General features: G+C 40.6%; 16 protein-coding genes. 13 read left to right on the plus strand and 3 right to left on the minus strand.

Annotation, left to right across the window (positions count from 1 at the left end; genetic code table 11):
• Position 1: 1 nt before the first annotated feature.
• The 8 genes from ACTNDS_RS00840 to ACTNDS_RS00875 all read left to right on the plus strand — a co-directional run bounded on the left by ACTNDS_RS00840 (position 2) and on the right by ACTNDS_RS00875 (position 9050).
• Positions 2-1273 carry a restriction endonuclease subunit S gene (locus ACTNDS_RS00840; protein ID WP_441032592.1) on the plus strand — a complete coding sequence of 424 codons (1272 nt, stop codon included), beginning with the start codon at positions 2-4 and terminating at the stop codon, positions 1271-1273.
• A gap of 16 nt (positions 1274-1289) precedes the next feature.
• On the plus strand, positions 1290-1937 hold the full coding sequence (locus ACTNDS_RS00845; RefSeq protein ID WP_441032594.1) for a DUF3990 domain-containing protein: 648 nt from the start codon (positions 1290-1292) through the stop codon (positions 1935-1937).
• 9 nt (positions 1938-1946) lie between these two features.
• On the plus strand, positions 1947-2363 hold the full coding sequence (locus ACTNDS_RS00850) for a hypothetical protein (RefSeq protein WP_441032597.1): 417 nt from the start codon (positions 1947-1949) through the stop codon (positions 2361-2363).
• Positions 2363-2836 (plus strand): NADAR family protein, encoded by a 474-nt coding sequence (locus tag ACTNDS_RS00855; protein WP_441032600.1) that lies wholly within the window; start codon positions 2363-2365, stop codon positions 2834-2836. Before ACTNDS_RS00850 ends, ACTNDS_RS00855 begins: the two co-directional genes overlap by 1 nt.
• Before the next feature lie 56 nt (positions 2837-2892).
• Positions 2893-3504, plus strand: a complete 612-nt coding sequence (locus tag ACTNDS_RS00860; RefSeq protein WP_441032603.1) for a restriction endonuclease subunit S — start codon at positions 2893-2895, stop codon at positions 3502-3504.
• Positions 3410-6385: a type I restriction endonuclease subunit R gene (locus tag ACTNDS_RS00865; protein ID WP_441032608.1), complete on the plus strand. Its 2976-nt coding sequence runs from the start codon at positions 3410-3412 to the stop codon at positions 6383-6385. Before ACTNDS_RS00860 ends, ACTNDS_RS00865 begins: the two co-directional genes overlap by 95 nt.
• Positions 6386-6476: 91 nt before the next feature.
• Positions 6477-7403, plus strand: a complete 927-nt coding sequence (locus ACTNDS_RS00870) for a site-specific integrase (protein WP_441032611.1) — start codon at positions 6477-6479, stop codon at positions 7401-7403.
• Between the two features lie 318 nt (positions 7404-7721).
• Positions 7722-9050, plus strand: coding sequence for an IS200/IS605 family accessory protein TnpB-related protein (locus ACTNDS_RS00875; RefSeq protein WP_441032614.1), 1329 nt, complete (start codon positions 7722-7724; stop codon positions 9048-9050).
• A gap of 224 nt (positions 9051-9274) precedes the next feature.
• On the opposite strand, the gene ACTNDS_RS00880 is transcribed toward ACTNDS_RS00875, so the two are convergent.
• The 3 genes from ACTNDS_RS00880 to ACTNDS_RS00890 are packed head-to-tail and all read right to left on the minus strand — an operon-like array spanning position 9275 to position 11027.
• Positions 9275-10093, minus strand: coding sequence for a DUF4097 family beta strand repeat-containing protein (locus ACTNDS_RS00880; RefSeq protein WP_441032617.1), 819 nt, complete (start codon positions 10091-10093; stop codon positions 9275-9277).
• Positions 10090-10713: a DUF1700 domain-containing protein gene (locus ACTNDS_RS00885; protein WP_291807737.1), complete on the minus strand. Its 624-nt coding sequence runs from the start codon at positions 10711-10713 to the stop codon at positions 10090-10092. The genes ACTNDS_RS00880 and ACTNDS_RS00885 overlap by 4 nt, the downstream gene beginning before the upstream one ends.
• Positions 10710-11027: a PadR family transcriptional regulator gene (locus tag ACTNDS_RS00890; RefSeq protein ID WP_025579216.1), complete on the minus strand. Its 318-nt coding sequence runs from the start codon at positions 11025-11027 to the stop codon at positions 10710-10712. The genes ACTNDS_RS00885 and ACTNDS_RS00890 overlap by 4 nt, the downstream gene beginning before the upstream one ends.
• A 407-nt stretch (positions 11028-11434) precedes the next feature.
• On the opposite strand from ACTNDS_RS00890, the gene ACTNDS_RS00895 reads away from it, so the two are divergent.
• From ACTNDS_RS00895 to ACTNDS_RS00915, 5 genes are all read left to right on the plus strand, one after another.
• A complete protein-coding gene (locus ACTNDS_RS00895) occupies positions 11435-12577 on the plus strand; it encodes a transporter substrate-binding domain-containing protein (RefSeq protein ID WP_441032622.1) in 1143 nt (380 codons plus the stop codon).
• Positions 12496-14187, plus strand: coding sequence for an ATP-binding protein (locus ACTNDS_RS00900; protein ID WP_441032625.1), 1692 nt, complete (start codon positions 12496-12498; stop codon positions 14185-14187). The genes ACTNDS_RS00895 and ACTNDS_RS00900 overlap by 82 nt, the downstream gene beginning before the upstream one ends.
• Positions 14188-14293: 106 nt before the next feature.
• Entirely contained in the window at positions 14294-17149 is a 2856-nt protein-coding gene (locus ACTNDS_RS00905) for an ATP-binding protein (protein ID WP_441032627.1), read from the plus strand.
• A 206-nt stretch (positions 17150-17355) separates the two neighbouring features.
• Positions 17356-17766, plus strand: coding sequence for an IS200/IS605 family transposase (gene tnpA, locus ACTNDS_RS00910; protein WP_441032630.1), 411 nt, complete (start codon positions 17356-17358; stop codon positions 17764-17766).
• An 18-nt stretch (positions 17767-17784) separates the two neighbouring features.
• Positions 17785-19041 (plus strand): RNA-guided endonuclease InsQ/TnpB family protein, encoded by a 1257-nt coding sequence (locus ACTNDS_RS00915; protein ID WP_441032632.1) that lies wholly within the window; start codon positions 17785-17787, stop codon positions 19039-19041.
• The last annotated feature ends 228 nt before the right edge of the window (positions 19042-19269 follow it).

Below are 19269 nucleotides of genomic sequence, written 5' to 3' on the forward strand. Positions count from 1 at the left end.
TATGGAAAGACCTGAGATTAGATTTAAAGGGTATACGGATGAGTGGGAACAGCGTAAGTTCGGTGAAATAACAGAATTAAAGTCAGCATCACGAGTTCATAAAGATGAATGGACATCAAATGGTGTACCTTTTTATAGATCGAGTGATGTAATGGCAGCAATAAATGGAACTGAAAATGAAAAAGCGTTTATTTCAGAAGAATTGTATGAAAAGCTTTCTAAAGTATCAGGAAAATTGGAAGAAGGAGATATCCTTGTTACAGGCGGAGGATCAGTTGGAAATCCCTATATTGTGCCGGATAATAAGTCATTATACACAAAAGATGCAGATCTGTTATGGATAAAAAACAAAGGGAAATTTCATCCATATTTTTTATATGAATTTTTCTTCTCTCCAACCTTTAGAAATTATTTGGGAAATATTTCTCATGTTGGAACTATAGCACATTACACGATTACACAATTATCGGATACACCGATTTGCTTGCCGAGTTTTGAGGAACAAAAAGAAGTTGGGGAATATTTTCAAAGTCTTGACCACCTCATCACTCTTCACCAGCGAAAGTGTGATGAAGTAAAAAGTTTAAAAAAATATATGTTACAAAAAATGTTTCCTCAAAATGAACAAAAAGTTCCAGAGATCAGATTTAAGGGATTTACGGAAGCTTGGGAACAGCGTAAGTTCAGAGATACCTTTGACATTATGCAAAATAACGCTCTGTCTAGGGCAGACTTAAGTAGTGCAGGTGGAGATGTTATGAATGTGCATTATGGAGATGTTCTGATTAAATATGGAGAGGTTTTAGATGTTAAAAAGGATGAAATGACTTACCTATTGGATGCATCTCTTGTAAATAAGCATCTGGCTTCTTTATTGCAAAATGGGGATATCATTATTGCCGATGCAGCGGAGGATGAGACTGTAGGAAAATGTAGTGAAATAGCGGGTTTGACAGATGAAAAAGTATTGTCCGGACTACATACTATTCCATGTAGACCAAGAGGAAATTTTGCAGAAGGCTATCTTGGATATTATATGAATTCGGGTTCATATCATGACCAATTGCTTCCTTTGATTCAAGGTACAAAGGTTTCATCTATTTCCAAATCTGCAATACAAGATACGGATATTATGTACCCTAAATCTGAGATGGAACAGAGACAGATAGGAGATTATTTTAGAAACCTCGACAACCTTATCACCCTTCACCAGCAAAAGTGTGAAGAACTGAAAAAAATAAAGAAATTCATGCTACAGAAAATGTTTGTCTAGGAAAAAAGGTGAGCAAATGGAAAAAATTACGTTATTTCATGGAACTCCGAACAGAATTGTAGTGCCAACATACGGACTTGGTGAGAAAAAACATGATTATGGCATGGGGTTTTATTTGACAGATAACCTGAATCTTGCAAAGGAATGGGCTGTTTGTAAACCTAATGATGAGAATGGTTGGGTTCATCGATATGAACTGGATACCGACCAATTAAAAATACTGGATTTTCAGGAAAAAGATGTTCTCTCATGGCTGGCAGAGCTGATGAAACACAGAGATGCTTCCGATTCCAAACGTTATCGGGTGTTATCAAAAAAATTTATTGAGAAATATGGAATAGATACAGAAGGATATGATGTGATTAAGGGCTGGAGAGCCAATGCTTCTTACTTTTATATTGCAAAGGAATTTGTAAGAGATAATATTGATATGGACATTCTGACGGAATTGCTTTCTCTTGGTGGTCTGGGAATCCAATATTGTATTAAATCCAGGCTGGCATATGAGCATTTGCAGGAAGTACAGGACGGTCTGCTGCCTGTTGATTATATGGAATTCAGAGAAAAATATAATCAGCGAGATGTTTCAGCAAGACAAAAGATGCGGGAATTAATTGATTCTGATGCCAATAAAGTAACGAATGTATTCAGTACATTGCTTTAGGAGAGGATTATGAGAGCGTATGCAGAAGCTTATTTAAGCGATGTTGTAGAAAATCAGGGAAAGCTGTTTGATTTTGTAGCACAGTCATTCCCTGATAAAAATACAGAAGATTTTATTAACACATACATGAAGAGCAAAACGAGAAAGAGCATAGATGAAGCACAGGCTTATGTGAATACAATGAATGTGGAAGATTTATGGTCGTATTTTCTTAAAACTGATCATTACAGATTGCAGGAAGGAGAAAACTTAAAAGGTTTTATTCCGGACTGGATTGGAGAATTTTACGCATATTATCAGTGGTATTATAATATGCCAAGTTCAGAAGTTGTTCAGAAAATCCCGGTGGATTTTTTGAAGAAAGCTTATTACGGACTTCATGATCTGGAACTTGAGCTGGCAGTCAGAAAAGTAGGTGAGGTTTAATGAATATTATTTGTTTTCACAACCCGAATGAAGAAAATGGATATTTGAGTAACTGGTATCCGACTCATTTCACAGTTGATGGAATAGAATTTTCTTCAATGGAACAGTTTATGATGTATCAGAAAGCATGCCGCTTTCATGATGCTTCAGTAGTAAATGAGATACTGGGCACAAATGATGTTGCGGAAATTAAGAAATTAGGGCGTGAGGTACATGGGTATGATGAAAATACCTGGAATGGCGTAAGGCAGATTGTTGTCTATGAAGGATTAAAGGCGAAATTCAGTCAAAATGCAGAATTGAAAGAAAAACTTGTTGATACAGGTGACGCAATATTGGCAGAATGTGCAGTAAGAGATCAGATTTGGGGGATAGGTTTATCCATGAGAGATCCCAATAGACTTGATCTAAGTAAGTGGAAGGGGAAAAATCTGTTAGGGTATGCTCTGATGATGGTTAGAGAGCAGTTGTAAATGCTAATCCTTGGGAACAGCGTAAGCTTCCTGAATTTGTTTCATTTTTTAATGGTTTGACTTATACGCCAGACGATGTGGAAGAAACAGGAACATTGGTATTGAGATCTTCAAATGTGAAAAATGGAGAAATTATAGATGCTGACAATGTGTATGTGAATGATAAAGTGGCTACATCTGAAAATGTACAGGAAGGTGATATTATAGTTGTAGTAAGAAATGGTTCACGTGCACTTATTGGAAAACATGCGCAAATTAAGGTTTCTATGCCAAATACAGTAATTGGAGCATTTATGAGCGGCATGCGTTCTGAACATTCTTCTTTTGTAAATGCACTACTTGACACTTCTGTATTTGAAAATGAAATTGCAAAGAATATGGGAGCAACTATTAATCAGATTACAGGTTATATGTTCTCAAAAATGGAATTTATGATTCCATCAGGAGAAGAACAACAGCAAATAGGTGAGTATTTTCAAAGTTTAGATAACCTCATTACTCTTCACCAGCGAAAGCCAATTCCCCATCCCAACCATCCAACTACCCACACGAAACACAAAGGAGAAGAAAAATATGTCAGAATTAGAGTCAATGATAGAGGAAAAATTAATAGAACAGCTAATTTACGGAGATTCCCAGTGGACATACCGGGAGGATTTAAAAACTGATGAGGATCTGTGGGCGAATTTCAGATATATTCTGGAGCAGAATAATAAGGACAGGCTGGATGGAGAGGGTCTTTCTGACTCTGAATTTGAACAGGTAAAGAACCAGCTGCAGTTTTCCTCATTTTATAAAGCCGGGGAATGGCTGGTAGGTGAGAATGGAAAGGTAATGGTTCATGTACAGCGGGATACGGAAAAGTTGCATCTTGTAGTGATGAACCATGAGCATATTGCAGGCGGTTCCAGTGTTTATGAAGTGATTAATCAGTATAAAGCACTGAAATCAGATGATGAGGATTCCACAGATGTGCGGGACAGAAGATTTGATGTAACTCTTATGATTAATGGGCTTCCCATGATACATATTGAGTTGAAGAATAAACAGCATTCTTACATGGACGGATTCTGGCAGATAAAAAAATATATTGGTGAGGGTAAATTTACCGGGATTTTCTCAGCTGTGCAGATGTTTGTAGTTAGTAATGGTGTGGATACCAGATATTTTGCGGCAGCAGGGGATACAGAGTTAAATCCCAAATTTATGAGTGGATGGGTAGACAGAAAGAATAATCCTGTTTCAGATTATCTTAGCTTCACAAAGAGTGTACTCCGTATTCCCCAGGCTCATGAAATGATTGCCAGATACACAGTTCTGGATGAAGATGCCAGACGGCTGATTCTGCTCAGACCATATCAGATTCATGCCATTGAGTCTATACGTGAAGCTTCAAAAACCGGAGAATCCGGTTTTGTATGGCATACAACCGGTTCGGGAAAAACACTGACATCCTATAAGGCAACAAGAAATCTTTTGATGGATATTCCAAGTATTGATAAGACGATTTTTCTTATTGACCGTAAAGATCTGGATACACAGACAACTATGGCATTTCAGGCATATGCAAATAATGATCTGGTAGATGTGGATGAAACAGATAATGTAAATGATCTAAAAAAGAAATTAAAATCGGCTGACCGTCAGGTGATTGTAACGACAATCCAGAAAATGCAGATTCTCATAAGTAAAAGACTGCAGGAAGGTACCTCGGACTTTGATAAAATCAAAAATCTGAGGATTGCTTTTGTAGTGGATGAGTGCCACAGGGCAGTGACACCGAAAACAAAGAGAGAACTGGAACGCTTCTTTGGCAGGTCTTTATGGTACGGTTTTACCGGAACTCCACGCTTCGCAGAGAATCCATATCCGCAGATGGGCGATTTGCCACGAACAACAGAAGAATTATATGGAAAATGTCTCCATTCTTATACCATACAGAATGCAATTCATGACAAGGCGGTTCTGGGATTTCAGGTTGAGCATAATGGTCCTAAAAATATGACAGATGAAACGGACAGCAGCCAGTATGACAATGAAACGCATATGTTAAAGGTATTGGATGTAATTTTAAACAAATCCTATTACAAATTAGGTCTTCAGAATGGAAAGGGAATGACATATGAGTGTATGCTTACAACCAAATCCATTCAGGTTGCGCAGAAATATTATGAGCTGCTTACCAGGGTAAAGAACGGAGAAACTTCTCTTGTGATTGATGAGAAAATCAGACAGGTGCTTCCGGACTTTCCTAAATTCGCCATCACCTATTCTGTTACCGAAAACGAAGAAGGCTCTCATGTAAATCAGGAAAAAATGCAGAAATCTTTGGATGATTACAATGGTATGTTTGGAACGAAATATGAAATGTCTCAGATACAGAGCTATAATGCCAATCTGAATAAACGTCTTGCCAGAAAAGATGCCAGATTTAAAAGCAGACGAGAACAGCTGGATCTGGTAATTGTGGTAGACAGACTGCTTACAGGTTTTGATGCACCATGTATGTCTACGATTTTTATTGACCGTCAGCCTATGGGACCTCATGATCTGATTCAGGCTTTTTCAAGAACTAACCGTATTTATGACACCAATAAGACATATGGACAGATTGTAACCTTTCAGGCACCAATGCTCTTTAAGAAGTGCGTGGACAATGCAGTGAAATTGTATTCTGCCGGAAGCACAGAGACAGCGTTGCTGGCAGAATGGGATGAAGTAGAGCCTGCATTTCGTAAAGCACTTTCAGCACTGGAAATCTGCGCTGAGAAGCCTTCGGACATTCCGGGTATGTCCATGAAAGAGAAGAAAATTTTTGCAAAAATGTTCCAGGAGTTTGACAGCCTGTTTGCACAACTGAAATCTTTTACAAAGTATGACGACAGTATGTTGGAAACGTATGGAATTACAGAGACAGAATATGAGGATTATGCAGGTCATTATAAAAATGTAATGGAAGAGATTCGTGATTCCAAAGATTATGGGGATTCAGATTCCGGTGATACACAGGTGGATCAGGATTATGAATTGATGGCATACAGCAGTACAAAGATTGATTACGAATATATCATTAACCTGATCCAGAATATTGTAACTCCGACAGAGGAGGATGAGGAAATTACACCACAGGAACGACAGAAAAAGCTGGAAGAAGTAAAACAGTACGTGGCGGAGCTTCGCAAAGATAATGAAAAAGTAGCAGACCTTATGTCAAATCTGATTGCAGATATTGAGAAAGATGACAAAAAGTACAGGGGAAAATCTATCCTTAATATTATTGAGAATATGAAACGAGACTGTGTGGAAAAAGTTATCTCTGATTTCTGTATTCAATGGTATGCGTCAAAGGATGATGTAATGTATGCGGCAATCCATTACAGAAATGGGAAAATCCCCAATGAAACGGCAATTAAAGCGACTGTTGATTATACCAGCTACAAAGAAGCACAGGAAACAGCTTTGCCGAAGTATAAATTTTATAATCGCATGATGGCAGAATTGAAGAAAACTCTGGATGAAGAGATAAAACCTCTTCTTATGACTGCATAAATCCATCAATTTATTCGCTCTATTTGCAGAATTGCTGTAGTCATTACATTGTAAATATCAGCGCAGGTCATTTCGGAAATGGAGAATGCTTATGTCAAATGATACAAATAACAATGTACTGTTTTCGAAGTATTATGCACAGTGGATTGATGTATATAAAAAGGGTGCAATTCGTGAAGCAACTATGGCAAAATATCTGATGACACAGAGGTGGGTGGAGAAGCTGGTGCCTGAACTGAAGGTGTCAGAGCTGACCAGAACGGTATATCAGCAGCTTTTGAATGATTATGCAAGGGAACATGAGAGACAGACTACGCTGGATTTTCATCATCAGCTGAAAGGTGCCATTCTGGATGCAGTTGATGAAGGAATGATAGAACGAGATCCGACTAGAAAAGCCATCATTAAGGGAAAAACTCCCAAGGCCAAGAAAATAAAATATCTGAATCAGTTTGAACTTCATACATTGATCGCTGATCTGGATATTAAGGAGGAGCCAAACTGGGACTGGTTTATTCTTCTTGTTGCAAAAACCGGAATGAGATTTTCAGAAGCTCTGGCGATTACTCCGGCAGATTTTGATTTTGGCAGGCAGACGCTGTCAATAAGCAAAACCTGGGATTATAAAGGTGAAGGAGGTTTCCTTCCAACAAAGAATAAATCTTCTGTGAGAAAAATTCAGATTGACTGGCAGATTGTTGTAAAATTCTCAGAACTGACCAAAACACTTCCGCAAGATCAGCCTGTTTTTGTGGGAGAATCAAAGGTTTACAATTCTACTGTGAATGATGTGCTTACCAGGCATTGCAGAAGGTGTGGGATATCTGAGATTTCCATACATGGACTCAGACATACCCATGCCTCATTATTATTGTTTGCAGGAGTGTCCATTGCCAGTGTTGCGCGCAGACTGGGGCATGCAAGTATGACTACAACACAGAAAACATACCTGCACATTATTCAGGAACTGGAGAACAAAGATGTAGATCTGGTGATGAGAACTTTATCAGGATTATAATCTGGATGATTTAGAGAAATTACCTGCGCTGATAAAAAGTTACTGTTTTTTCTGTTACAGGAGGCATGGAAAAAAATGTGAAGTATGATATACTATTAGTTATCTTATAGGCAGGCATTACAGAATAATAGGGAGTTTTTGAATATTTGCGCGTCACATTCTCGTTACTTTAGTGAACTTAGATGAGTTAGACGCGCAAATTTTTTACTCAAAGAAAGAACACACGTTTACTTCTGGCGCTATATGTGCTAAAATATAGCCATGGGTAGTAGAAAAAACAACAGGATTTGAGAAAAGAGTTATCAGGGAGAAATAAAAATGCAGATAATATCCAGTTATGGTGTAGAATTACGAAAACAGAATATCCCGATCCGCCAGACACTGGAGATCTACCGTTCTGCTGTCAGTTATCTGATTGGGATTTATGTGCAGGTATGGGAAAAATTAGCAGAAATCCCGGATGCAAAGAGGCGTTTTAATGCTGCAGAACATCTGGTACATACTACGAAGAAAAACCATGCCTGTTTTGATTTTGATATCCGGTTTCCAAAGATGCCTTCCTATCTGCGCAGATCTGCCATCCGGCATGCACTGGGGACAGTAGCCTCTTATAAAACACGGCTGAATCTATGGGAAAAGACAGACGGAAAGAGCGGGAAACCAAAGCTTGTATATGAAAATCATGCCATGCCGGTCTTCTACCGTGATGTCATGTATCGTGAGGGAGCGGAAGGGAAAGACGAAGCATACCTGAAACTCTATGACGGCCATGACTGGAAATGGTTCTGTGTACGTCTGGCTCATACAGATATGGAATATCTGAGAAAATACTGGTCAGGGAAAAAGGCATCTGCCCCGACTCTGGAAAAGAGACACCAGAAGTACTTTTTGCGTTTTTCCTATACAGAAGAAGTAACACTTACCAAAACACCTGTGAAAGAACAGGTTATCTGCAGCGTGGACTTAGGGATCAATACCGATGCAGTCTGTACCATCATGCGGGCAGACGGAACTGTCCTGGGAAGAAAATTTATCGATCATCCCAGTGAAAAAGACCGGATGTACCGTACATTGGGACGGATCCGCAGATCCCAGAGGGAACATGGTTCTGCGCAGACACAGGGAAGATGGGCATATACGAAACGTCTGAATACAGAACTGGGCAAAAAAATTGCAGGTGCGATTGTAAGATATGCGGAAGAAAACCACGCAGATGTGATCGTGTTCGAGTATCTGGAGATGCAGGGGAAGATATCGGGAAAGAAAAAGCAGAAACTGCACCTGTGGAGAAAAAGAGATATCCAGAAGTGTTGTGAACATCAGGCACACAGGAAAGGGATGCGGGTATCCCGGATCTGTGCATGGAATACCAGCAGATTGGCTTATGATGGTTCCGGGGTGGTAATACGCGACTGGAAAAACCACAGCCTCTGTACTTTTCAGACAGGAAAACGATATAATTGTGACCTGTCAGCATCCTGTAATATAGGAGCGAGATATTTTATCAGAGAACTTTTAAAACCCCTTCCGGCAACGGAAAGGTCTTTGCTGGAGGCAAAAGTCCCTCCTGTAAAGCGTAGAACTTCATGTGTCTATGCAGATCTGAGGAAACTCCATTCAGAAATGGAACTCTTAAAAGCAGCATAGATACAGGCAGATATACAGCGGACTACCTGTAATGTGGAAACCTGCCGTATCCGGCATGGAAAAAGCGCATAATTGTGCAGACCTAAGTTACAGGCGTATCCGCCGATATTCAGTCTGACGCCTAAAGCGTCTGGAAGCATGTGACTTTAGTCATGTGAGGTTCACTGTCAATCGGAAAATTTCAGGGAAAGGCTCTGTTGTTGAGAATGAAGTAAACAGTAACGTTATCTGCACTTCAGCCTTATATTTCCACTGTCAGTCTGGATCACCAGATTTCCGCCCGTTCCTTTTTGTGTGTAAGAAATATCACAGTCATCCTGGTCTTCCACCATCTTACCGGTCAGCGCATCATCTACATTGATATCTCCCATATCAGTATTCACCTGTATGTTCCATGTGCGCATCACGTCTTCTTTACCAATAAAACAAAGATCACCCATATCCGTTTTCACTTTCAGATTATTGAAATCGCAATTTTTAAAAAATACATCTCCTGAACCCGTCTGAACGGCTCCGTTTTCGATTTCGCATCCATTCAGCAATATATTGCTCATATCCGATTTAATATCTGCAAGCTTCCATTTCTGACCTTCCGGCACGTAAATTGTTACCACATTTTCATCTGTAGTAAGTGTTCCTTCACCCAAAAGACCCGACAAAAATCCGATATCAACATGATAATAAGTCTTCCCATCATTGTTATTTTCCTGAATCCTTAATTTACCATCCTTTACCTGATAACTGATCGGATCTTTTTTCTGATCGGATACCCGATAAGAAATATAACAGTACTGATCATCTGAGCTGACTACTTGCAAATTCATATCTGTCATGGAGATGTCTGCTGAGTCGAAATCATCAAGCTTTGTTTTCTCAAGAACCATCTCATTTTCGCTTTTTTTTGCAGCTCCATCCATTTTGTTTAAATCTGCTGATTTCACATATTTACTTCCACCGCTCGCAACACCGATGCCCGTCAAAGCTGCACCACATACACAGCATCCGACTCCTACTGCAAGCCATGCCTTTGCCCATCTTTTCATCGTTCTAACCTCTCTCTCTTTCTGCCTGTGATCCGGCGTACCAGCTTCGCAATCAGCATGCTGCTCCATTTACATAGATATACGCACAACAGTACACCAAGGATGCCAGCGCCCACAGCCAACAGCCCACTTCCTGTAAGCATTGCAAAACCGCTCATAGAAAACGGAACTGCCAGTATACCGCGGATAAGGATTTTCCCGCCAATAAGCATCAGACATGCCGTAAATAAAACTACACATAACAAAATTGCAAATACACACACAACTAATGCAATAACGACTGCAGCAAATGCTGCCAGAAGCGGAGCTCCTACCGGTGCTGCAAATAATACCAATAGCGCTATCCATACCACATGTTTTCCGGAACCTTTCTGTTCTGCTCTGGTCTGTCCATCTGTTTCATAATTCTGATGAGCTTCTATTTTCTTATTCAGAAGATTCGCCATCAGTTCTCTGGCAGCCTCCTTCGGCGTACCAAGTTCTTTCATCAGTTCTTCTGCTCCTTCCTCATCTGTCTCCTGAAAATACTCGGTAAAATATTCCATTGCATCTTCATAGTCCTGTCTCGGAAGCTTCCGCAGATATTTATGCAGCTGGTTTAAATATTCCTCTTTGCTCAACCTCTTATCCTCCCTTCAATAATTCCATCTACAGTGTCTTTGTAGATTTGCCATTCATTGCTCAGATATGCAATCTGTGCCTTGCCTTCTTCTGTAAGGGAATAGTATTTTCTCTTTCTTCCCTGATACTCCTGCGAATAGGTAGTCAGATATCCTGCACTTTGTAACTTCTTCAATATGGGATAGAGCGTAGATTCTTTAATGTCAGCAGCCTTCTTCACTGTCTGACTGATCTCATAGCCATAAGAATCCCTGCTTTCTACCACTGACAGTATCATATATTCAATCAATAATGCTGATACCGGAAAATACATTAAATCACCTCCTGGTATATATGTAAAATATTTATATATATAAATTTTATATATACTATACTTCGATGCTACCACAATGTCAATACATATATAAAATTTTTATATATATTTTTCGGAGATCAATCGTTATGGTATCTCTGGACAATCTGCAATGGATTTCTGATATCAAACTATTCATTTGACTATCTTTTGGAGTGTGTTTGAATTTTGGCAGGGAAAGATTATTTGAAAACTGAAAAATGAGTATAAAAAATAAATATAGGGCTGTTGCAATGACGGAAAATAAGGTATGATATCTGCAGAAGCATGATACATGTTTCCATAACCCGGGTGAAGTAAATGAAAAAGGCAATAATCTGTTGAGATATCTTCACCGGACAGACACAAAATCATTTGGAGAAAGTTATATGAAAAAGTTTAAGTTAAATGTACAGAGACATATCTGCATTTTATTATGCCTTATTTTATATATTACTGTGCTTCCCCTTCCTGTATCAGCAGAGGAAGCAAAATCCAAAACAGTCAGAGTAGGCTGGTATGAAGGAACTTATAATACCACAGGAGCAGACGGTCAGAGGAGAGGCTACAGCTACGAATACCAGCAGGCAGTAGCTGCGCATACCGGATGGAAATATGAATATGTGGAGGGAAGCTGGGCAGAACTGATGAGCATGCTGAAAAATGGACAGATCGATCTGCTGGGAGGCATTTCCTATACAGAGGAACGTTCCACTTCCGTGCTTTTTTCAGAATTGCCTATGGGAGAGGATAAATATTACCTGTATGTGGATACTTCTAATACAGATATCTCCACTTCAGATCTGACTACATTAAATGGAAAAAGAATCGGTATGCTGCCGAATGCACTTCCTGCCGAAATGTTCCATGAGTGGGAGAAAAGTCATGGAGTGAACACGCAGCAGGTTGATATTACCGGTGTAGACGATGTCCGTCAGAAATTAAAAAATCATGAAATTGACGGATTTGTTTTAAATGAATCTCCACAGTGGGAAAGAGACGATATTTCACCAGCTATTCTGATTGGTGGCTCCTATAACTATTTTGCAATCAGCAAAAAACGCCCGGATCTGAAAGAAGAGCTGGATCAGGTAATGCAGAAGATAGAGAGGGAGAATCCTTTTTATAAAGACGATCTTTATAAAAGGTATCTCTCCGCAAATTCCCTTGAAACTCTTACGGATGAGGAGCAGAACTGGCTGGAACAGCATGGGGCGGTCAGGATTGGATATCTGAAAAATGATGTGGGTATCAGCCTTGTGGATACGGAGTCAGAGAAACCGGTAGGAATTATTAACGATTATATTAGTCTGGCTTCTGGCTGTCTGGGAGAAAAAAACATAGAATTTCAGTTGACAGGCTTTGATTCTCAGGAGGAAGAACTGCAGGCATTAAAGGATAGCAGGATTGATATGATTTTTCATATGAATCAGAGCAAAACGATGTTATATTGTCAAATACTGTTTTTGAAGTCAATGTTGCAGTACTCACCGGTGTTAAGAAGTTTGATGAAAATAAAGATAATACAGTAGCAGTGAGCAGGAATAACCTGCTGGGGAAGTGGTATATTTCTTTTAACTATCCTTTCTGGAAAATAAAGGAATATGACTCATCTGCTGAGGCCGATAAAGCAGTTCAAAGTGGAGAGGCAGACTGCTTTGTTGCGAAGGCAGGACAGTCATTAAAGACACTGGAAGACAGCAAAATGCGCAGTATTTTTCTTACGAAATCCGGCGCTTCCTGCTTTGCGGTCACCAGGGAAAACACAACATTAATGAATATCCTGAACAAAACCATTCAGACTCTGCCTGCTTCCAGACTTTCCAGTCAGTTTTGCGTATATGAAAACGCACCTGGCAAGGTTACTCTGGCAGAATACATAAAGGATAATCTGCGGGTAGTTTCCATTTGGTTTGTAAGTGTGGTCTTGATTATTGTGTGGATTATAGTTTATCTGCTGATACAAGCGAGAAAAGCCCAGATTCAGGCAGAAAAGGCCAATGCCGCCAAATCAGATTTCCTTTTCAATATGTCTCACGATATCCGGACACCCATGAATGCCCTGCTGGGATACAGTGAGCTGATGAAAAGGGAATTGACTGATCCCAAGCTTCTGGATTATCAGGAGAAGATGGAACAGTCCGGAAATCTGCTGCTGTCTATTATCAATAATGTGCTGGACATGGCCCGGATTGAAAGCGGTAAGGTGGAACTGGATGAAGATTATGTGAAGATCAGAGATATTTATCAGGGAATTTACAAAATTTTCCAGGCGGAAGCGGAGAAAAAAGGTATTCACCTTAAGATGGAATACGATGTCAAGCATGAGCACGTAATCTGCGATGAGACGAAGAACAGGGAAATTTTCCTCAATCTGATTAGTAATGCGGTAAAATATACAGCTTCAGGGGGAAGAGTTACCATAAGGATCACAGAGCTTGACTGTGACAGGAAAGACTATGTGCGGATACGGACTCAGGTAATTGATACAGGTATCGGAATGAGCGAAGAATTCCTTCCATCTCTCTTTGAGGCTTTTGCCAGGGAACGAAATACAACAGACGGAAAGATTGCGGGAACAGGTCTGGGAATGCCGATCATAAAGAAGTATATTGACATGATGTACGGAACTATTGAGGTAGAAAGTAAGCAGGGAGAAGGAAGTAAATTTACAGTTACCCTGGAATACAGGATTGCTGATAAGAGCTACTATGAACAGGATACGGAAAAATCTTCAGATGTGGATGAAACAGACAGAATCAGCGGAAAACATATTTTGCTTGCCGAGGATAATGATCTGAATGCGGAAATCGCACAGTTTATCCTGGAGGATATGGGACTTATGGTTGATCGTGTTGAGGATGGAGTTCAGTGTGTGTCAAGGATAGAACAGAAACCAGCAGGCACCTATGACCTGATCCTTATGGATATCCAGATGCCGAACATGGACGGCTACAGGGCAACTGAGATGATCCGCGGACTGTCAGATAAAAGTAAAGCCACTATTCCGATCATAGCCATGACAGCCAATGCCTTTGAGGAAGACAGAAAAAAGGCACTGGCAAAAGGAATGAACGGACATATTGCGAAACCTGTGGATATTGAGAAGATGAGAGAAATTCTGCAGAATACTTTTAAGTGATAGTATGGATTACCTCAGAGCGTGTTTGAAAAATCATTTCTTGTGGAAGGTATTTTCAAACACATTTCAGGCAATCGACAGACTGGGAAGGGAATACAGAAATTAAATGAAAGAAAAAGAATCAATGAGCAGAACAGGAAAAAGGATTGTATGCATATGCATGGTCCTAAGTCTGATTCTGACCTGCATCCTGTGTGCGACACCTGCCACAGCAAAAGCTGCGGAGGAAGAAACCACGGAAAGAGTTGTCCGCGTAGGCTCCTTTGAGGACACCTTTAATTATGTCAATGAGAAAGGTGCAAGGAAGGGCTATGGATATGAGCTTCTGGAAACTCTGTCCGGCTATATAGGATGGAAGTTTGAGTATGTCACCTGTGACTGGTCCAACTGTTTTGAAAAGCTTATAAACGGTGAATTTGACATTATGGGTGATATTTCCTATACAGAGGAACGCGCAAAACAGATGCTGTTTTCCGATGAACCTATGGGTGAGGAGAAATATTATCTGTATGTAGATCTTTCAGATACGGATATTTCAGCTTATAATTTCCAGACACTGAATGGAAAACGGATCGGTGTGCTGAAAGGAACCCAGCCGGAAGTCATGCTCACAGAATGGGAGCAGAAATATAACCTGGAAACAACACATGTGAATATAGCCAATAATGATGATGTGAAAAGAAAGCTGGCAGATCATGAAATCGATGCCTTTGTTTCCCTGGAGGAGTCTTTATGGGCTGCCCAGGGGATTTCCACAGTTGTAAATGTGGGAAAATCTGGCATTTATTATGCGATCAACAAGGATCATCCGGAGATCAAAGAAGAACTGGATAATGCCATGCGCAGACTGGAGGATGATAATCCATTTTACCTGGCAGATTTGTATAAGCAGTATTTTTCCATGGATTATACACCGATTCTTTCCGGTGAGGAGAAAAAATGGCTGAAAGAGCATGGGGCCATCCGCATCGGATTCCTGAAAGATGATACAGGCATCAGCACCATAGAGATGCCTGACGGCAGATTCAGCGGTGCAATGACTGACTATATTCAATATGCAGCAGGCTGTCTGGGAAACCAGAAGCTGGATTTTAAACTGACAGAATATAACAGCTACGAGGAGGAGACTGAAGCCCTGAAATCGGATGAAATTGATATGATCTTTCATTTCAGTCAGAATCCGGATACAGCAGAGGAATACCACTTCGCTTTTACCAATACAGCCTGGACCTATAATCTGATGGCTGTCACCAATAAGACATCTTTTAATGAGAATGAATCAAACCGTATTGCAGTTCCAAAGGATGATCTGCCGTTGGAAAAGCATATTGAATATTACTATCCTCAGTGGGAAATCGTAGAGTGTGATTCTGTGGATGATGCGGCAAATCTTGTGATAAAGAAGCAGGCAGACGGATTTGTTACAGGAGTTGCGTCTGCATTGGATTACAGTGAAAAATACAATTTATATAGTTTGCCTCTTTCTAACCCTGAGAAGTCGGCTTTCGCAGTAAAAAGCGGTAATCATTACCTGCTGTCCATACTGAATAAGACCATTAAAGCCATGCCTTCCAATATGCTTACAAGTGCCATCGCCATGTATGAGAGTACACCGGGAAAGGTCACTCTGGCAAAATTTGTAAAGGATAATCTGGCTGTGGTTTTACTGTGCAGTGCAGTGGTTATTATGCTGATTCTGATATCAATCCTGGGCTTGCTGAAAAAAGCGCGTCAGGCTGAGGCTGCTGCAAAACAGGCTGCAGATGAAACACAACAACTGAACAAAAAGTTGCAGATTGCTGTGGAAAAGGCAGAGAGTGCGAATCTGGCAAAGACCAATTTCCTGAATAATATGTCTCATGATATCCGTACACCTATGAATGTGATCCTGGGATACAACCAGATGCTTGGAAAGAGACTGACAGATCCCAAACTTCTGGATTATCAGAAAAAGATAGAGCAGTCAGGAAATATGCTTTTATCGATCATTAACAATGTGCTTGACATGGCGCGGATTGAGAGTGGCAGGGTGGAACTGGATGAGGATTATGTAAAAGTAAGCAGCATACTGAGAGAATTTTATGATGTTTTCGAAGAGGAAGCACAACAGAAGGGGATTACTTTTTTACATGAGGATAATGTGGTACACCAGCATATTATCTGTGACAGCACCAAGATAAGAGAAATTATGATTAATCTTCTCAGCAATGCAATTAAGTATACACCGGACGGTGGCACCGTATCTCTGATAACCACAGAACTTCCATGTAGCGAGGAAGGATATGTAAGGATAAAAACAGAGGTTACGGATACCGGAATTGGCATGAGCAAAGAATATCTCCCCATTATCTTTGAGTCCTTCAGTCGGGAACGGAATACAACAGCCGGAAAAATAGGCGGAACCGGACTGGGAATGTCTATTGTGAAAAACCTGGTTGATATGATGGGCGGAACCATCGAAGTAGAAAGCGAATCCGGGAAAGGAAGCCGTTTTACTGTCATACTTCAGCACAGGATTGCAGATGCAGGATGTTATGAAAAAAGATCAGAGCAAAAAACAGATGATTCAGCAGAAATCCTTAGAGGAAAGCATGTGTTGCTTGCAGAGGACAACGATCTGAACGCAGAGATTGCAACAGCAATTCTGATGACTGCGGGACTGGTAGTTGACAGAGTGGAAGATGGCCTTCAGTGTGTCCGCAAAATCGAACAGTCTCCGGCAGGCACCTATGACCTGATCCTTATGGATATCCAGATGCCGAATATGGATGGCTACAGGGCAACTGAGATGATCCGCGGACTGTCAGATAAAGACAAAGCCACTATTCCAATCATAGCCATGACAGCCAATGCCTTTGAGGAAGACAGAAAAAAGGCACTGGCAAAAGGAATGAACGGACATATTGCAAAACCTGTTGATGCAGAAAAAGTTGAGAAGACTATTTGTTCGGTTTTAGGATAATAAGCGGGAATCCTCGGCAATTCAATTACCGAGATGAAAGCGCAAACTGTGCATATCTGCACTCATAATAAATAAAAATAACAAAACGGTTTTCATTCAATTTCTCCCTATAAAAAGCCTATAAAAAACTGTATCCGGTATTATAAAAAAGAAAATATGTTCGATATTTTATTGCGAAATTTTTGATATCATGGTATACTATATGTATGAAAGAAAATCTTATACGTTACCGCACTTGTGTGTGCAATATTAATTACCATATGGTATGGTCGGTAAAATACCGGCGGAAGATATTAAATGCGGAGGTCGAGGCATATCTGCAGGAACTGGTGCAGGAGATCGCAGAAGATAAGGGCTTTACGGTCCATCTGTTTGAATGTGGGGAAGGAGACCATGTACACTGTTTTGTGTCAGCCCCTCCGAAATTATCCATAACTGCGATCGTGAAATACCTGAAGGGGATCTCCGGCAGGAAGCTTTTCGAACGTTTTCCGGAAATAAGAAACCAGCTTTGGAAAGGGGAGCTGTGGAACCATTCCTATTATGTGGAAACGGTCGGATCTGTATCGGAAGAAAATATCCGCAGGTATATCGAACATCAGAGCAAAGCTTACTGATACGATGGAGGAGAGGAAATGCTGCTGTCAAAGAAAACATCCATAAAGGTCAGCCGGGAATATGCGAATCTCATCGGGCATATGTGCTATGCAGCATCCAAGCTCTGGAATGTCTGTAATTACGAGCGTCAGCATTACAAAGAAACAGGGATGGAGCAGTATCCGGACTGGTATTATCAGAAAAAAGCCCATAAAGAGGAGTTGTGGTATAAACAGCTCCCGTCCCAGACTGCCCAGGAAGTCTGCAGGCTGCTGGACAAGGCATGGAAGTCTTTCTATGCCCTGAAAAGATCCGGGGGGATCGAGACTCCCAGGCCGCCACGGTTTAAGCAGGAAAGTATCCCCATTACCTATATGCAGATGGGGATCGTGCATGAACGGGATACGGACAGAGTCCGCCTGTCCCTTCCAAAGACATTAAAAAAATATATGGAAGAAACATATCAGATCCATGAAAACTTTCTTTACCTTGAAAATAAGATTTTCAGGGGCATGGATCAGATCAAACAGCTGCGGATCTATCCGCCGGAGAAGGGAAGCTGTAAAATTATTGTTGTTTATGAGGTTCCTGACCAGGAAGAACTTCCACAGAACGGACATGAACTGTCTATTGATCTGGGGCTTCACAACCTTATGACGTGTTATGATTCTGAAAATGGGAAGACGTTTATCCTGGGCAGGAAGTACCTTGAATTGGAAAGATATTTCTATAAAGAGATCGCAAGGGTGCAGGCCCAGTGGTATGGACAGCAGTCCGGAAAGGGAGTAAAGCACCCGGTCACATCAAAACATATCAGGAAGTTATATAAGAGAAAACAAGACTCAGTAACGGATTATCTGCACAAGATCACAAGATATCTTGCAGAATACTGCCGGGAACAGGGAATCACCTGTGTCGTTACAGGGGATATCCGGAACATCCGGAGAGAAAAAGACCTGGGAAACAGGACAAACCAGAAGTTCCACAGCCTGCCGTATAACAGGATCTATATCATGCTGGAATATAAGCTGAAAAGATATGGGATCCGTTTTATAAAACAGGAAGAAAGTTATACCAGCCAGTGCAGTCCGCTGTCACCGAAAGTGGGGAAAAGATATGCAGAGCCGTCCAACCGGAAAGAGAGAGGATTGTATAGAGATGGAAACAGAACCTATAACGCAGATGCCGTAGGCGCATATAATATCCTGAGAAAATATCACTCCGTATCCGGAGTAAAAAAAGAACTGTCCGTAACCGGACTGAAAACACCGGAAATAATAAAAGTAGCTGTATAGCTCTAAAGAGCAAACAGTAGTGGTGCCATGGATGCACCCTGAAAAAAGGCGGTATCCCGCCTTAATTCAGATGCTCTGGTAACTCAGTTACCGAGTAATTCACGCAGCCAGAGTGAACAGTAACGCGACACGTTAAAGTACAGAACAGGTATTCGCTTGCTCTGTACTTTTTTTATATGGGATGATATACTGAAAATATAACCATATTAAACATATTTCAATTTTTGA

The organism is Blautia sp. HCP3S3_C12 (assembly GCF_052064155.1).
Classification (GTDB): Bacteria; Bacillota; Clostridia; order Lachnospirales; family Lachnospiraceae; genus Blautia_A.

Coding starts and splice junctions, on each gene's coding strand:
- ACTNDS_RS00865 (WP_441032608.1), top strand. CDS start 3,410: ATGTCAGAATTAGAGTCAATGATAGAGGAAAAATTAATAGAACAGCTA.
- ACTNDS_RS00880 (WP_441032617.1), bottom strand. CDS start 10,093: ATGAAAAGATGGGCAAAGGCATGGCTTGCAGTAGGAGTCGGATGCTGT.
- ACTNDS_RS00870 (WP_441032611.1), top strand. CDS start 6,477: ATGTCAAATGATACAAATAACAATGTACTGTTTTCGAAGTATTATGCA.
- ACTNDS_RS00890 (WP_025579216.1), bottom strand. CDS start 11,027: ATGTATTTTCCGGTATCAGCATTATTGATTGAATATATGATACTGTCA.
- ACTNDS_RS00840 (WP_441032592.1), top strand. CDS start 2: ATGGAAAGACCTGAGATTAGATTTAAAGGGTATACGGATGAGTGGGAA.
- ACTNDS_RS00855 (WP_441032600.1), top strand. CDS start 2,363: ATGAATATTATTTGTTTTCACAACCCGAATGAAGAAAATGGATATTTG.
- tnpA (WP_441032630.1), top strand. CDS start 17,356: ATGAAAGAAAATCTTATACGTTACCGCACTTGTGTGTGCAATATTAAT.
- ACTNDS_RS00915 (WP_441032632.1), top strand. CDS start 17,785: ATGCTGCTGTCAAAGAAAACATCCATAAAGGTCAGCCGGGAATATGCG.
- ACTNDS_RS00845 (WP_441032594.1), top strand. CDS start 1,290: ATGGAAAAAATTACGTTATTTCATGGAACTCCGAACAGAATTGTAGTG.
- ACTNDS_RS00905 (WP_441032627.1), top strand. CDS start 14,294: ATGAAAGAAAAAGAATCAATGAGCAGAACAGGAAAAAGGATTGTATGC.
- ACTNDS_RS00875 (WP_441032614.1), top strand. CDS start 7,722: ATGCAGATAATATCCAGTTATGGTGTAGAATTACGAAAACAGAATATC.
- ACTNDS_RS00895 (WP_441032622.1), top strand. CDS start 11,435: ATGAAAAAGTTTAAGTTAAATGTACAGAGACATATCTGCATTTTATTA.
- ACTNDS_RS00850 (WP_441032597.1), top strand. CDS start 1,947: ATGAGAGCGTATGCAGAAGCTTATTTAAGCGATGTTGTAGAAAATCAG.